A 15,763-nucleotide genomic window follows, 5' to 3' on the forward strand; every position below is an offset into this window, starting at 1 on the left:
GTCCAGCGGCCTGACCACTGGGCCACATCACAGTTGAGGAGTAAAAATGGAACATACATGGCGATGGTACGGCCCCAGCGATCCGGTCTCACTGGATGATGCGCGACAGGCGGGCGCGACCGGCATCGTGACAGCGTTGCACCATATCCCGAACGGCGAAGTCTGGCCGGTAGAGGAGATCAAAGCGCGTCAGGCGCTGCTGGCGGAAAAAGGGCTGGTCTGGTCGGTGGTGGAGAGTATTCCGGTGCATGAGGCGATCAAGACCCAGCGGGGGGACTACCTGCGCTACATCGCCAGTTATCAGCAGTCGATTCGCAATCTGGCCGCCTGCGGCATCGATACCGTCTGCTACAACTTTATGCCGGTGCTCGACTGGACCCGTACCGATCTCGCCTGGACGCTGCCGGATGGCGCAAAAGCGCTGCGTTTTGACGCCGACGCCTTCGCCGCCTTCGACCTCTTTCTGTTGCAGCGTCCGGGAGCGGAGCAGGATTACAGTGCTGACCAGCAGCAGGTCGCCGCTCAGCGGTTTGCCGCGATGAGCGAGGAAGACAAAGCGACGCTGGTTCGTAATATCATCGCTGGCTTGCCGGGGGCGGAAGAGGGCTACACGCTGGAGCAGTTTCAGGCGCAGCTGGCGCAGTATGACGGCATCGATAAGGCGAAACTGCGCGAGCATATGGCGACGTTTTTGCGCGCTATCGTGCCGGTGGCGGAGGAAGTGGGCGTTAAACTGGCGGTGCACCCGGACGATCCACCGCGCCCGATCCTCGGCCTGCCGCGCATTATCTCCACCCAGCAGGATATGCAGTGGCTGAAGGAAACCGTGGACAGCCTGCATAACGGTTTCTGCTTCTGTACCGGCTCCTATGGCGTGCGCGCCGACAACGCGCTGGTGGCGATGGCGGAAGCCTATGCCGACCGCATTAACTTCGTCCATCTGCGCGCCACTCAGCGCGAAGCGAACCCCGACAGCTTCCACGAGGCGGCGCATCTGGCGGGAGATGTCGATATGGTTGGGGTGATCAAAGTGATTCTGGCTGAAGAGCAGCGCCGTCGTCAGGCGGGTAATCACCGGGCGATCCCGATGCGTCCCGATCACGGCCATCAGATGCTGGATGACCTGCATAAACGCACCAATCCCGGCTATTCGGCGATTGGCCGTCTGAAAGGACTGGCTGAGCTGCGCGGTGTCGAAGTGGCGCTGAAGCAGATCTGTTTCGCTGACTGAGTCGCTCCTCTGCCCTGCGCCCGCCTCCTGACGGGCGCAGGCTGCTGTGACCTCTCCCCCCGCGCCTGCGCAACCGTGCTCCCCCCTGCTGAAGCGTCATGCTGAGCAAAACAGTGTCAATAAACGCAATCTCTGGACGATAATTGACTTTAATCAGTTCGGTTCGTCGTCAAACCGCTAACCTGCTCCGCCCGGAGAAATGCTATGCTACGCGCCTGATTAGCACCTCCTCATTATGCCAATAACACTCAGAGGATTTTGCGGTGCCGCTATTGCAACGAAAACGCGACTACGCCAGGCTGCTGATTATCGTTTCCGGCCTGTTGCCCCTGATCCTTGGCGTATTTTTTACTGCCCTTGATGCCCGTCACACGGTGCATCAGCAGCAGGTGAGCGCCGCAAAGACGCTGCTCTCTCAGGCGGAACGCATGAGCGACAGCGCCTGGGATATGATCACCCAGCTGCGTCAGTTTCAGCATCAGCCCTGTCACCAGATTGAAAGCCAGCTGCAACGCCTCGGCTCCCTGACCCCCTATTTCCGCGCCGTCGGCAAGCTGGAGCAGGATCGCATCGTCTGCTCATCCGCTTATGGCTCCCAGCCCGGTCAGCTCAAAGAGATGATGATGCGCGACGTGCCGGTGACCGGCAAAGCCTGGTGGAGCCTGTCGATTGTCGGCACCTCTGGCGTGCCGGATCGCCCGGCGGTGATTTTCATTCGGGAACTGCCCGATGGCGAAGGGTTCTGGGCGGTGATTGACGGTCAGTATCTGATCGACTTTATGCGCGCCATCAGCAGCTCCCATCGCTACTATTTCACGATGCAGTTCAACGGTGGCGCACCCATTTCGTTCGGCAATGCACAAATCGCCACGTCCCGCTGGCTGGCACCGCCGACCTATCAGGCGGCCTCCAGCCGCTATCCCTTCTCCGTTACCCTGGTGGCTTCACCCGGCGAACTGATCGCCGCCTGGCGTCAGGTGCTGTTTATCATCATGCCGATGGCGGCCATCTTCTCCATTCTGCTGATGATCCTGATGGCCAACTGGTTGCAGCGCCGCATCTCCTGGCGCGACGAGATCCGCCGCGCTATCAGCAGCGGCCAGTTCAGGGCGCACTACCAGCCGGTGTATGACAACCGCCTGCACCGCTGCGTCGGGGTGGAAGCGCTGTTGCGCTGGACCACGCCCGACGGCAACGGCGTCCGGCCCGATATTTTTATCAGCGCGGCGGAAGCCGAAGGGATGATTGTGCCGCTGACCCGCCATCTGCTCGATCTGATTGTGGAGGATGTGCAGAGCTGGCAGGTGCAGCCCGGTTTTCAGCTGGCGATTAACGTGGCGGCTGACCATCTGCAACACCCCGATTTTGTCAGCGATATGCTCTGTTTCGCCGGGCGGGTCAAAGAGAAGCAGCTGCGGATTACCCTGGAGCTGACCGAGCGCAGCCTGATCCAGGATGGCGAAGCGGTGGCGTGCAAGCTGCAACAGCTGCGGGCGGGCGGGATGAAAGTCGCGATTGATGATTTCGGCACCGGCCACTGCTCGCTGAGCTACTTACAGACCTTCACGCTGGATCACCTGAAAATCGACCGCGGCTTTATCAACGCCATCGAGTCGCTGGAGGGGGAGACGCCGGTGCTGGACGCGATCATCAGCCTCAGTCATAAGCTGCAACTTGAGGTGCTGGGCGAAGGGGTGGAGACCGAATTACAGTATCGCTACCTGCAACAGCGCGGCGTGGTATTTATTCAGGGCTTCTACTACGCCCGGCCCATGAGTAACAGCACGCTGCTCGCCTGGCTCGATCGTCAGGAAAAGCGGCCATTCCAGGCTGAAAACAGCGCGATTGCAGCGCCGCAGCGAAACGGCGAGTAAGCCATACCAGGTTTGGCAACGCGGCGGCGAGCGCCCCCCTTTTTTTGCCCCGCCTGCCGCAAAGGGAACACCCGGTTAACCCGGCCGCCCGCCGTTTCCGCTGCCCCCGCCCGAAATCTCTCCTTTACCATCGCCGATCTGCTGAAAAAAACGGCGGTCGTCACGCAGTGTGATAATTTTTTTGCGGTGATAAATAGCCGAAACAGATAGCTCTGTGGGTCAGTTTTAGCTCAAAAATGACAGATCTCACCCAAAAACGGTATACTCTGCCGCCTGGCACAATAATCGCGACAGTAATTGTTGTGTCAGCCGGGCCGTAAAGCGCACCTTTTTACGGCTATGCTTAAATTTCCTCAACGCAGCGGTCTGACTGCTTCACCCGGCTCGCGCCGTTGAGGACTTTCGTGTTCCATTACAGGGTAATTCTATGAAATTGCGTAGGAAGCGTGTAAAACCAATTGGGATCGATGATGTCACTATCATCGATGATGCCCGTTTACGTAAAGCCATCACCGCAGCCTCTCTGGGTAATGCGATGGAGTGGTTCGACTTCGGCGTTTATGGCTTTGTCGCCTATGCGCTGGGTAAAGTGTTCTTCCCGGATGCGTCACCCGGCATTCAGATGATTGCGGCGCTGGCCACCTTCTCCGTTCCCTTCCTGATCCGTCCGCTGGGTGGTCTGTTCTTCGGGATGCTGGGCGACAAATATGGTCGTCAGAAAATCCTCTCCATCACCATTATCATCATGTCGGTCAGTACCTTCTGTATCGGTCTGATACCCTCCTACGCCTCTATCGGCATCTGGGCCCCTATTCTGCTGCTGCTGGCGAAGATGGCTCAGGGCTTCTCGGTGGGCGGGGAATATACCGGTGCCTCGATCTTTGTCGCCGAATATTCGCCTGACCGCAAACGTGGCTTTATGGGCAGCTGGCTCGACTTCGGCTCGATTGCCGGCTTCGTGCTCGGCGCGGGCCTGGTGGTGCTGATCTCCACCATTATTGGCGAAGAGAGCTTCCTTGAGTGGGGCTGGCGTCTGCCGTTCTTTGTCGCCCTGCCGCTGGGCATTATCGGCCTCTACCTGCGTCATGCGCTGGAAGAGACCCCGGCCTTCCAGCAGCATGTGGATAAGCTGGAACAGGGCGACCGCGAAGGTTTGCGGGATGGCCCGAAAGTCTCGTTTAAAGAGATTGCCACCAAACACTGGCGCAGTCTGCTGGCCTGTGTCGGTCTGGTTATCGCCACCAACGTCACCTACTACATGCTGCTGACGTACATGCCGAGCTACCTGTCGCACAACCTGCACTACTCCGAAGATCATGGGGTGCTGATTATTATCGCCATCATGATCGGGATGCTGTTTGTTCAGCCGATGATGGGCATGATGAGTGACCGCTTTGGCCGTCGTCCGTTCGTGATTATCGGCAGTATCGCCCTGATGATCTTTGCTATCCCGGCGTTCATGATGATTAACAGCGGGGTGCTGGGACTGATTTTTGCCGGTCTGCTGCTGCTGGCGGTGATCCTCAACGCCTTTACCGGCGTGATGGCGTCGTCGCTGCCAGCGATGTTCCCGACCCACATCCGCTACAGCGCGCTGGCCAGTGCCTTTAACATTTCGGTACTGATTGCCGGTCTGACGCCGACGCTGGCCGCCTGGCTGGTGGAATCCACCAATAACCTCTACATGCCAGCCTACTATCTGATGGTGGTGGCGGTGATTGGTCTGATTACCGGCCTCTATATGAAAGAGACCGCCAACAAGCCGCTGAAAGGCGCAACGCCAGCCGCGTCGGATATGGAAGAGGCACGCGAAATCCTCCAGGAGCATCACGATAATATCGAGCATAAAATCGAAGATATTGACGCGGAGATCGCCCGCCTGGAAGCGAAACGCAAAAACCTGGTGCAGCAGCACCCGGACATCAACGAGTAACGGTTCCACTCTCCCGCCGCCCGGCGGGAGAGACTTTTCCCCCGCGCGTTACCGCACACAAACCTTCATGCCTGGCAGTCAAAGAGAGTAAACTGTCGTCACTTTTTTCACCTGCGTAAGAATGAAAATGTCTGATTATTCCCTTATCCAGCGCCCAAGAAGATTGCGCGCCAGCGCCTCGATGCGCGAAATGTTCCAGGAGTCCACCCTGAGCCTGAACGACCTGGCTCTGCCCATCTTCGTTGAAGAGGAAGTGGACGATTACAAACCGATTCAGGCGATGCCTGGCGTGATGCGCATCCCGGAAAAGCGTCTTGCCTACGAGATTGAACGCATTGCCAAAGCGGGTATCCGCTCGGTGATGACCTTTGGTATTTCCCACCACACCGACGCCACCGGCAGCGACGCCTGGAATGAGAACGGTCTGGTGGCGCGTATGTCGCGCATCTGCAAAGAGACGGTGCCGGAAATGATCGTGATGTCCGACACCTGCTTCTGCGAATACACCAGCCACGGCCACTGCGGCGTGCTGTGTGACCACGGCGTCGACAACGATGCCACCCTGGCCAACCTCGGCAAACAGGCAGTGGTAGCCGCGGCGGCCGGTGCCGATTTCATCGCCCCGTCGGCGGCGATGGATGGCCAGGTGGCGGCAATCCGCCAGGCGCTGGATGCGGCAGGCTTTACCCAGACCGCCATCATGTCCTACTCCACCAAGTTCGCCTCCTCGTTCTACGGTCCGTTCCGTGAAGCGGCGGGCACCGCGCTGAAAGGCGACCGCAAAACGTATCAGATGAACCCGATGAACCGCCGTGAAGCGATTCGTGAGTCGCTGCTCGACGCGGCCCAGGGCGCGGATTCACTGATGGTGAAACCGGCCGGTGCCTATCTGGATATTCTGCGCGACATCCGCGAACGCACCGAGCTGCCGCTGGCGGCTTACCAGGTCAGCGGTGAATACGCGATGATTAAATTTGCCGCGCAGGCGGGTGCGATTGATGAGCGCAATGTGGTGCTGGAAAGCCTCGGTGCGATTAAACGCGCCGGTGCCGACCTGATTTTCAGCTATTTCGCCCTTGATCTCGCCGAACAAAAAGTGCTCTGATCCCCTCCTCATTAAGAGCGTGATGGCGACGTCACGCTCTTCTCCCTCGCCGTATGGCCAACACCAGAACCTGGCTTAAGCTACGACCATAAAGGGCTCTGTGATGAAAGCACCTGAAATCGCTGCCGACGAGGCACAACGCTTAGCGCAGTTGCGTGCGCTGAACATCATGAACACCCCGGCCGAAGAACGTTTTGATCGTTTAACCCGCCTGGCACGTCGCCTGTTTGACGTTCCCATCGCCCTGGTCAGCCTGCTGGAAGCCGAGCATCAGTGGTTTAAATCGACCCAGGGCTTCGACGCGGTGGGCTCGTCACGCGATATCTCGCTATGCGCGCACACCATCCTTCAGGAGGAGATCATGATTGTTGAAGATGCGGCGCAGGATGCGCGTTTTTATGACAATCCGCTGGTCACTGGCGAACCGCACATCCGCTTCTATGCCGGCTGTCCGCTGCGCGCCCCCGGTGGTGCCAAAGTTGGCACGCTCTGCATTATCGGGCAGACGCCGCGTCAGTTTGATGCAGAGGATCAGGCGACGCTGCGCGACCTGGCGGCGATGGCCGAAGCGGAGCTGGTCGCCTTTCAGGCCGCCACCTGTGACGAGCTGACGCAGATTACCAATCGCCGTGGCTTTATGACGCTGGGCCAGATGGTGCTGAATGAGTGCCGGATGAAAAAGCGCCCCGCCAGCCTGACCTTTCTCGATCTCGACAGGTTTAAGCAGATTAACGACACGCTGGGCCACCGCGAAGGCGACCGGGCGCTGATGGACTTTGCCGATGCGATGAAAGTGGTGTTTAAGCACTCCGATCTCTTTGCCCGGCTGGGCGGCGATGAATTTGTGGTGCTGTTCAATGGCCTGCAACAACAGCAGAGCGAAGCGCTGTTAGCGCAGTTCGCCCGCTACCTGCAACAGCAGGCGATAAGCCTGAATCGTCGCTACCATCTGCAATTCTCCGCCGGTGTGGTGGAGTTTGACGCGGCGCACCCGCAGTCGCTGGAGCAGCTGCTGCACGCCAGCGACCAGCGGATGTACCTCAGTAAAAAGCAGAAACGTGCGGTGGTCTGAGGTCAGGCACCGCCGGTTCAGGGACGCGCCAGATCGTCGAGCAGCGTCTGATTAAATTTCACCGGCGCCTCCATCTGTGGCGCATGCCCCATGCCGGGAAACTCGATTAAGCGCGCGCCCGGAATGCGTTTTGCGGCCTCTTTCCCCAGCACCGCGTAATCACCGAGCCGCGCTTTCACCGCCGCTGAAGCGATGTCGCTGCCGATGGCGGTGGTGTCCGCGGTGCCGATCATCAGCGTGGTGGGCACCCGAAGATCGCCGAACTCATAGAACACCGGCTGGGTGAAGATCATGTCGTAGATTAAGGCGGAGTTCCACGCCACCTTCTGGTGGCCTGGCCCGCGGTTAAGTCCGGCCAGCATATCGACCCACTGGTCATACTCTGGTTTCCAGCGCCCGGCATAGTAGGTCTGTTGCTCATACTTTTTAATGCCTGCCGCGCTGAGTTTGAGCTCACGCTGATACCACTGATCCACCGAACGCCACGGCGCGCCTTTGGCTTTCCAGTCCTCCAGCCCAATCGGGTTAACCAGCACCAGCTTCTGCGTCTGTTGCGGGTACATCAGCGCATAGCGGGTTGCCAGCATACCGCCGGTCGAGTGGCCGATGATCACCGCCTGCTCCACCCCCAGCCGGGCGAGCAGCTGATGGGTATTCTGCGCCAGCTGCTGGAAGCTGTACTGATAACTGGCGGGCTTGGTCGAACTACAGAAGCCAATCTGATCGGGCACAACCACCCGATAGCCCTGCTGGCTCAGCGCCCGGATGGTCGCCTGCCAGGTCGCCCCACAGAAGTTCTTGCCGTGCAGCAGCACCAAGGTTTTCCCGTTGGCCTGCTGTGGCGGTCTGACATCCATATAGCCCATGCTCAGCGACTGCTGCTGGGATTGAAAGTCAAAATGCTGCAAAGGATGGGGATAGTGAAACCCTTCCAGCTGTTCGCCATAAACCGGGGCGGCATGGGCAGCCAGGTTCGCGCCTGAAGCCAGCGCGGCGAGCAAGGCGGCGAGCGCACTTTTCAACACAAATCTCATCCGGGGTTCTCCAGAGTCAGGGTGGAGAGTAAGCCTGGCATCTCATCAGCAAAAGTCTATTGATGCGCGGTGCGAATTTAATACTGTCGGACAGCCGTTTTATCGGTCGGGGAATTAAGCCGGGCGACATTTCTGTCAGAGTGATTATTTCACCCGGCCATTATTATCCGCCGCCCCGATAAACAACAAATAAATCACAACTCCTTCTTTTTAGTAATACACGTTAGTCAAATGACTATGGCGAGGAAATATCGATTCAAAACCTGAAAAATCTTTACGCAAAGGCTCAACACCGCAGGGGAAATTAAATTAGAATATTCTGAAGAAAACAGGGGGAAGGGTTTTATGAATGAAAATAAATATAACGAAAGTGTTATCATTTCTGTCACCGAGTGGATTAATTGCCACCTGGATCAACGGTTAAGCATCGATGACATTGCCTGTAAAGCGGGTTATTCGAAATGGTATTTGCAGAAACTTTTTGCCCGTTATCACGACGAAACGCTGGCACGCTATATTCGTAAGCAGAAACTCATTGCCAGCATCTATGAGCTGAAAAATAGCCGCACACCCATTATCACCCTGGCGCTGAAATACCATTTTGAAAGCCAGCAATCCTTCACCCGCGCCTTTAAGCAGGTGATGGGCTGCACGCCGAGCGCCTGTCGCAAACGCCCGTTTAATGCGGGTGCGCCGCCGCTCTCATCGGGGGCGGATCCCTGCGGACAGTGCAGTTATGCCCGGCCCGCAGCCGAGCCAGAGCGTTGTGACGCCCCCGTCCGGGCTGTTAAGGTTTCCTGCTGCGGCTTTGTGATCCTTGCCCCTGTTCCACAGCGGTTTTAATCAGGACTCATCCGGCTGGTAATATTGCACACCAATCTGAATCCGTTCGCGCCCCTGGGCAACGCGATGACGATTGGTGTCGCGCAGCGAATAGATGCAGCCACAATATTCCTGCTGATAAAAATTCTCGCGCTTGCTGATTTCAATCATGCGCGCCGAGCCGCCGCCTTTACGCCAGTTAAATTCCCAGTAGAGCAGGTCGGGATAACGGGCCGCCGCCCGGACACCGCAGTCATTAATCTGCTTCATATCTTTCCAGCGTGAAATCCCCAGGCAGCTGGTGATAACCGGAAAGCCATTTTCATGGGCATAGAGCGCGGTGCGCTCAAACCGCATATCAAAGCACATGGTGCAGCGTTCACCCCGCTCCGGGGACCACTCCAACCCGCGCGCCCGTTCAAACCAGTTGTCCCGGTCATAGTCGGCATCGACAAAGGGCACGCCAAATTTTTCGGCAAAGCGAATATTCTCCTCTTTACGCAGCTCATACTCTTTGAGCGGATGAATATTCGGGTTGTAGAAATAGATGGTGTATTCAATGCCGGAAGCCAGCATCGCTTCCATCACTTCACCCGAGCAGGGGGCGCAGCAGGAGTGCAGCAGGACTTTATTATGGCCGCCCGGTAAGGGCAGCGGCTGGCGCTGAAAAGGCTGAGACATAAGCACCTTCAATCAATGGCTGAAAAGCGGCAGTGTAATGCCGCAGCCAGGCAGTTGCAAAAATTGAGTCGTGGCGGGCGGTTTTGCCTAATCGTGCGCCGGCGCGGCTCCCCGCCTCTCTGTCACCCCGCTGATCTCTAATGGTTTCTCCGCCCACGACCACAGGGATGGGCAGAAGTGTGACCTGTCCCTCATTGGCATCAGCTATGTTTACATAACATTAACAATATTGACATTGGATCACCACAAGGAGAGCCGCATGGGTGCAGCTTCAAAATCGGGAAATCATCACAACCGCTTTACCTGGTTCGTCTGCTTTATGGCCGCCCTCTCCGGGCTGCTGTTTGGCCTGGATATTGGCGTGATTGCCGGTGCCTTACCCTTCCTGGCGAAAGAGTTGCAGATCACCAGCCATCAGCAGGAGTGGGTGGTCAGCTCGATGATGTTCGGCGCGGCGCTGGGCGCGCTGGCGGCTGGCTGGATGTCATCAAAACTGGGGCGCAAGAAAAGTATGCTGGCGGGTGCGACGCTGTTTGTAATTGGCTCGCTCTGGTCGGCGTTTTCACCCGACGTCGAATCGCTGGTCTGCGCCAGGGTGATGCTCGGTCTGGCGGTGGGGATCGCCTCTTACACCGCGCCGCTCTATCTGGCGGAAATTGCGCCGGAGCGGGTGCGTGGCTCGATGATTTCGATGTATCAGCTGATGCTGACCACCGGCATCGTGGTGGCTTATCTCTCTGACACCGCGTTCAGCTACAGCGGCAACTGGCGCGGCATGCTCGGAGTGATCGCCATTCCGGCGGTGATCCTGTTTGTCGGCGTGCTGTTTCTGCCTAACAGCCCGCGCTGGCTGGCGGCACATGGGCGCTTCAACGAAGCGCAGCGGGTGCTGGACCGGCTGCGCAGCAGCAACGATCAGGCGCGGCAAGAGCTGGAGGAGATCCGCGAAAGCCTCCAGGTGAAGCAGCGCGGCTGGTCACTGTTTCGCCTGAATAGCAACTTCCGCCGCGCGGTCTGGCTGGGGATGCTGTTGCAGATCATGCAGCAGTTCACCGGGATGAACGTGGTGATGTACTACGCGCCTAAAATCTTCAATATTGCCGGTTTCTCCAGCACCAGTGAGCAGATGTGGGGCACGGTGATTGTCGGGCTGGTCAACATGCTGGCGACGCTGATTGCGATCTTCTTCGTGGACCGCTGGGGCCGTAAACCGATGCTGACCACCAGTTTTCTGGTGATGGCGGTGGGGATGGGGGTGCTGGGAACGCTGTTGCACATCGGCGTTGAAACAGATTTCCGCAAATATTTCGCGGTGGCGATGCTGCTGATGTTTATTGTCGGCTTTGCGATGGCGGCCGGACCGGTGATCTGGCTGCTCTGTTCAGAGATTCAGCCGCTGAAAGGGCGTGATTTCGGCATTACCGTCTCCACCACCACCAACTGGGTCGGCAACATGATTGTGGGTGCCACCTTCCTGACGCTGCTCGATCAGCTGGGCAATGCCAACACCTTCTGGCTGTATGGTGCGCTCAACCTGGTGTTTATCGTGCTGACGATGATGCTGGTGCCTGAGACCAAGCATGTCACGCTGGAGCATATCGAAAGCAATCTGATGAAAGGCAAAGCGCTGCGGGACATCGGGGCGTAACCGCCCCGCGTGCGTTTACCAGTGCAGCGACTGACCGGCGTAGTCGACGTAGTGATGACCGCCCCGGCCCTGCCAGCCGGTCAGTTGCCGGACAATCCCGGCAGCGCTCTCTTCCGCCGTTAAGGGCGCGCTCTCGCCGCCCATATCGGTTTTCACCCAGCCGGGATGCAGCGTCAGCAGCGTCCCGTCCTGCGCCTCCACCGCCGCGACCAGCGTCCGGCTCAGCATGTTGAGGGCCGCTTTACTGGCGGCGTAGATCGGCATCGTGGCCTGCGGATTCTCATTCAGGCTGCCGAGCTGCGATGAGGTCAGCGCCAGCACGCCGTTCTGCTTCAGCAGCGGCAGCAGGATCTCTGCGCTGCGTACCGGTGCCACTGCGTTGGTCAGGAACAGCTGCGCCAGCTCCTGGTCACTGCTTTGCGCCAGCTGCTGATGCGCCGGTCCTGAGATACCGGCGTTGATCAGCATCGCGTCAAACTGCGCGCCGCTGAACTGGCGGGCAAACTGCTGCACCGCCGCTGCCTGCGTCATATCCAGCGCATGCCAGTGGATTTCAGGCTGGTTGCCCGCCGCCGGGACGCCGCTGCGGTGCGTCGCGCTGACCTGCCAGCCCTGCCCGGCAAAAGCCTGCGCCACCGCCAGGCCGATACCACGTGAAGCGCCAATAATTAACACCTTACCCTGCTGAGTCATATTCACTCCCGTTGATCTGCTCATCTTAATCTTAACGATAAATTTGCGCGGCAGGCGGCTGGCTGTGCTTTTATCCGCGCGATCGCCTGAGCGACAGAGAGGTGAGAAAAACGGCTCGGCTTAATCCGGTGCGCCGCGGCGTTCATCATCCGGGCTGTCGTCCTCATCGCTGCCCTGACTCTTCTCCACTTCCTGCGGATGCCCCATCGAGAGTGCGGTGGCGCTGGCGGGATCGAACAGCGACAGGCTTTCGATCTGGTCAACCATAATCACTTTACGGAACGACATCGCATCTTTGGGTTTCGAGTCGAGCGTAATGTCATGCTCGGCGTACCATTTGCTGTAGTTATGCTCCACCGCCAGCTTCAGGGTTTTGCTGTCGCGGTAGCCGCTCAGCATCGGGATCAGCACGATGTTTTTAGTGCTCTCATATTCAAAGGTCGAGGCATGAATCATGCCGATATAGATGCGGCGCGACTTCAGGGTAATCCACGCCAGTTCCCCCTCTTCCATGCACTGAAACAGCAACTGTTCCACCCCATTGGAGCGCGACAGTTGCTGATAGAGATCTTTACGACCTGAGACGTTGAGTCGGGCGCTGCCGGCCCAGTTGGAGCGATAGAGGCAGAAGAGGATGGCGAAAATCAGCATCACCACGACCGGAGCCTGAATCCCCAGAAAGCTCCAGTTCATAAACTCCATCTGCCACTTCAGATGGACGCCGGGGATCATCTGCACGCCGTTGGCCAGCGCGGAGATCGCCAGCAGGATTAACCAGATGATGCCGGTAGCAAACACGCCCTGCAAAACGAAAATACAGCCATAGAGCGCCACCAGGAAATAGACGTCCCAGCCGGATGAGCGTCGGATTTTAAAGCGGCTGTTTAAATCGCGGCTGGTATACCAGTAACCACTGACCATCAATACCATGAATATTGCGGTACCCACCTCAGACTCCCTTTAGCGTATTTACATGGCGGGCAAAATCTTCGTGTACTTCTTCGCTTAGCGTATTGACCGAGATATTGCCGTTCTCATCAATAATGATGCGCTCTCCCTCAGCGATAGAGTCGTTAATATCCTCACGGGACATGATTTGCAGGAATTTGTCGGGACTGGCAAAGAGCGACTTGATAAAGGTAAACATGGCGATCCACTTCCTGACCTGAAAAACCAAGTATGTGACCGAATCCACACTCTCGCCTGATTAATTTCGGGTGAAATTTCTTAAAATCAATTAATTAGCGAAGCGGCAGCGGCCTGTTTTCGGCGCTCTGGCGCGGAAATCCTGAGCATAACCATGAGATTGGCCATCGCGCCCGGTGCGGCTTCCATGGCATAGCCGCGAAAGCGATCCCCTTTTTTTCTGCCGGTTAGGGCTAAGCTCAAACTGACTGTCATTCCTGTCTGAAATGAACTGAGGAAAGTGTAGATGAAACAACGCACGTTAGGTCGTACCGGTCAGCGCGTCTCTGAAATCGGCTTCGGCGCATGGGCCATTGGCGGGACCTGGGGCGAAGTGAGCCTGGAAGATGCGAAAGCCGCGCTGAACGCCGCACTGGATGCGGGCGTCACCTTTATTGATACCGCCGATGTCTATGGCGATGGCCGCTCGGAAAAAATTATCGCTGAGGTGCTGAATCAGCGCGGCGGCGAGCGCCCTTTTGTGGCAACCAAGCTGGGGCGGCGTCTTTCTCCGCATGTGGCTGACGGCTACAACGCCAAAAATCTCAATGACTTTATCGATCGCTCCAGGGAAAACCTGCAAACCGGGACGCTGGATCTGGTACAGCTGCACTGCCCGCCGACCGAGGTCTACTACAACCCGGAGGTGTTCGCGGTGATGGATGAGATGGTGGCCGCCGGGAAAATCCGCCATTACGGCGTGTCGGTGGAGAAAGTGGAAGAGGGTCTGAAGGCGCTGGAGTTTCCCAACGTCTCGTCGATTCAGCTGATTTACAACCTCTTCCGTCAGCGTCCGGCTGAGCGGCTACTGCATGAGGCGAAGCAGCGCGATGTGGCGATTATCGCCCGTGTGCCGCTCGCCTCCGGCCTGCTGACCGGCAAAATGCGCGCCGACAGCGTGTTTGCCGCTGACGATCACCGCCACTTTAACCGCAATGGTGAAGAGTTCGACAAGGGTGAAACTTTTTCCGGCGTACCCTATGAGGTGGCGCTGGAGGCGGTGGAAGAGATTCGCCGCTACGTGCCGGGCGACATCACGATGGCGATGTTCGCGCTGCGCTGGATCCTGATGAACGAGGAGGTCAGCGTGGTGATCCCTGGCGCGAAAAACCGCGAACAGGCTGAAGCCAACGCCCGCGCCAGCGACGTCGCGGCGATCTCCGCCGAGACCATGGCGGCATTGAAGCAGATCTATCAGCAGAAGATCGCGCCTCACGTGCATCAGCGTTGGTAGTCTACAACGCCTGGGCGCAGGCCCAGGCGGAACTCCAGGCCCACTGGAAGTTATAGCCACCCAGCCAGCCGGTCACATCCACCACTTCGCCGATAAAATAGAGCCCCGGCACTGCGCGGGCCTCCATGGTTTTCGAGGAGAGCTGAGTGGTATCCACCCCGCCCAGCGTCACTTCCGCCGTGCGATAGCCTTCGGTGCCGTTGGGCTGTACGCGCCAGGCGTGCAGCGTCTGCACCAGCTCCGCCTGCTGCCGACTGTTGAGCTGCTTCAGGGTGATGTCCGGCACCACCTTCAGCGCCTGCAACACCTCAACCAGCCGTTTCGGCACGATTTTCGCCAGGCTGTTTTTCAGGCTGAGATTGGGGTGGGCCTCACGCTGCGCCGTCAGAAAGGCGTCGAGCGGCGTGGCGGGTGAGAGATCGATAGTGACGAACTCGCCGGGCTGCCAGTAGCTGGAGATCTGCAACACCGCCGGACCCGACAGGCCGCGATGGGTAAACAGCATCGCCTCTTTAAAGCGGGTGCCATCCTGAGCGTCGATGGTGGTCTCCAGCGCCACGCCGGAGAGAGTCTGCAACTGCTCCAGCAGCGGCTTGTGCAGGGTAAAGGGCACCAGCGCGGCACGGGTCGGAAAAACGCTTAACCCGAACTGCTCAGCGATTTTATAGCCAAACGGCGACGCGCCGAGGCCCGGCATCGACAGGCCGCCACTGGCAATCACCAGCTTTTCCGCCTGCACCGTGCTGCCGTTGAGTTGCAGGGTGTAGCCGTTCTCATCGCGCGCCACACTGAGCACCTCACTGCGCAGCCGCAGGGTGACGTTGCCCTTGTCACATTCGGCCAGCAGCAGATCGACAATCTGCTGCGCGGAGTCGTCACAGAACAGCTGACCCAGGGTTTTCTCATGCCAGGCGATAGCGTGACGATTGACAAGATCGATAAAATCCCACTGGGTATAACGCGCCAGCGCCGATTTACAGAAGTGGGGATTGTGCGACAGATAGGCCGCCGGTTCGGTATAGAGGTTGGTGAAGTTGCAGCGGCCGCCGCCCGACATCAGAATCTTACGGCCCGCTTTTTTGCCGTTATCCAGCAGCAATACGCGGCGACCGCGCTGTCCGGCCTGGGCGGCACAGAACAGGCCGGCGGCACCGGCACCAATGATGATAACGTCAAACTGTTCCACGGCGGCTCACTCACTTAACGGGAAAGGCGCAGATTGTAGTGATCTGCTTACACAGACGCCAGCGT

General features: G+C 58.2%; 14 protein-coding genes. 8 read left to right on the forward strand and 6 right to left on the reverse strand.

All coding sequences use genetic code 11. The features are described 5' to 3' along the window. Positions 1-46 precede the first annotated feature (46 nt). From uxuA to ACCW71_RS09510, 5 genes are all read left to right on the forward strand, one after another. Positions 47-1,231, forward strand: coding sequence for a mannonate dehydratase (uxuA, locus tag ACCW71_RS09490; RefSeq protein WP_436370941.1), 1,185 nt, complete (start codon positions 47-49; stop codon positions 1,229-1,231). Between the two features lie 263 nt (positions 1,232-1,494). Further along, the gene (locus ACCW71_RS09495; RefSeq protein ID WP_436370942.1) at positions 1,495-3,105 is read left to right on the forward strand and encodes an EAL domain-containing protein; all 1,611 of its coding nucleotides are present in this window, start codon (positions 1,495-1,497) and stop codon (positions 3,103-3,105) included. A 427-nt stretch (positions 3,106-3,532) separates the two neighbouring features. Beyond that, positions 3,533-5,038, forward strand: coding sequence for a glycine betaine/L-proline transporter ProP (gene proP, locus ACCW71_RS09500; RefSeq protein WP_436370943.1), 1,506 nt, complete (start codon positions 3,533-3,535; stop codon positions 5,036-5,038). Between the two features lie 127 nt (positions 5,039-5,165). After that, positions 5,166-6,143, forward strand: a complete 978-nt coding sequence (hemB, locus tag ACCW71_RS09505; RefSeq protein WP_436370944.1) for a porphobilinogen synthase — start codon at positions 5,166-5,168, stop codon at positions 6,141-6,143. A gap of 103 nt (positions 6,144-6,246) precedes the next feature. Then, complete coding sequence (locus ACCW71_RS09510) at positions 6,247-7,215, forward strand: diguanylate cyclase domain-containing protein (protein ID WP_436370945.1); 969 nt, start codon at positions 6,247-6,249, stop codon at positions 7,213-7,215. Positions 7,216-7,232: 17 nt separating this feature from the next. Here the strand turns inward: ACCW71_RS09510 and ACCW71_RS09515 are convergent, their stop codons facing one another. Next, positions 7,233-8,249, reverse strand: a complete 1,017-nt coding sequence (locus tag ACCW71_RS09515; RefSeq protein ID WP_436370946.1) for an alpha/beta fold hydrolase — start codon at positions 8,247-8,249, stop codon at positions 7,233-7,235. A gap of 345 nt (positions 8,250-8,594) precedes the next feature. On the opposite strand from ACCW71_RS09515, the gene ACCW71_RS09520 reads away from it, so the two are divergent. Next, positions 8,595-9,092, forward strand: a complete 498-nt coding sequence (locus ACCW71_RS09520) for a helix-turn-helix domain-containing protein (RefSeq protein ID WP_436370947.1) — start codon at positions 8,595-8,597, stop codon at positions 9,090-9,092. Here the strand turns inward: ACCW71_RS09520 and ACCW71_RS09525 are convergent, their stop codons facing one another. Beyond that, positions 9,093-9,752 (reverse strand): epoxyqueuosine reductase QueH, encoded by a 660-nt coding sequence (locus ACCW71_RS09525; protein ID WP_436370948.1) that lies wholly within the window; start codon positions 9,750-9,752, stop codon positions 9,093-9,095. Positions 9,753-10,011: 259 nt separating this feature from the next. Between ACCW71_RS09525 and ACCW71_RS09530 the strand changes: the two genes are divergently transcribed. Next, the gene (locus tag ACCW71_RS09530) at positions 10,012-11,400 is read left to right on the forward strand and encodes a sugar porter family MFS transporter (protein ID WP_436370949.1); all 1,389 of its coding nucleotides are present in this window, start codon (positions 10,012-10,014) and stop codon (positions 11,398-11,400) included. 15 nt (positions 11,401-11,415) lie between these two features. Here ACCW71_RS09530 and ACCW71_RS09535 read toward each other — a convergent pair whose 3' ends face one another. The 3 genes from ACCW71_RS09535 to ACCW71_RS09545 form a co-directional block, all read right to left on the reverse strand. Continuing rightward, positions 11,416-12,093, reverse strand: a complete 678-nt coding sequence (locus ACCW71_RS09535; RefSeq protein WP_436370950.1) for an SDR family oxidoreductase — start codon at positions 12,091-12,093, stop codon at positions 11,416-11,418. Positions 12,094-12,213: 120 nt separating this feature from the next. Continuing rightward, on the reverse strand, positions 12,214-13,041 hold the full coding sequence (locus ACCW71_RS09540) for a hypothetical protein (RefSeq protein WP_436370951.1): 828 nt from the start codon (positions 13,039-13,041) through the stop codon (positions 12,214-12,216). Between the two features lies 1 nt (position 13,042). Then, positions 13,043-13,240: a hypothetical protein gene (locus ACCW71_RS09545; protein ID WP_436370952.1), complete on the reverse strand. Its 198-nt coding sequence runs from the start codon at positions 13,238-13,240 to the stop codon at positions 13,043-13,045. Between the two features lie 285 nt (positions 13,241-13,525). Here ACCW71_RS09545 and ACCW71_RS09550 point away from each other — a divergent pair, with 285 nt between their 5' ends. After that, a complete protein-coding gene (locus tag ACCW71_RS09550) occupies positions 13,526-14,512 on the forward strand; it encodes an aldo/keto reductase (RefSeq protein WP_436370953.1) in 987 nt (328 codons plus the stop codon). A gap of 1 nt (position 14,513) precedes the next feature. Here the strand turns inward: ACCW71_RS09550 and ACCW71_RS09555 are convergent, their stop codons facing one another. Next, positions 14,514-15,698, reverse strand: a complete 1,185-nt coding sequence (locus tag ACCW71_RS09555) for an NAD(P)/FAD-dependent oxidoreductase (RefSeq protein ID WP_436370954.1) — start codon at positions 15,696-15,698, stop codon at positions 14,514-14,516. Positions 15,699-15,763 lie beyond the last annotated feature (65 nt).

The organism is Pantoea sp. C2G6, assembly GCF_051336815.1.
Classification (GTDB): Bacteria; Pseudomonadota; Gammaproteobacteria; order Enterobacterales; family Enterobacteriaceae; genus Pantoea.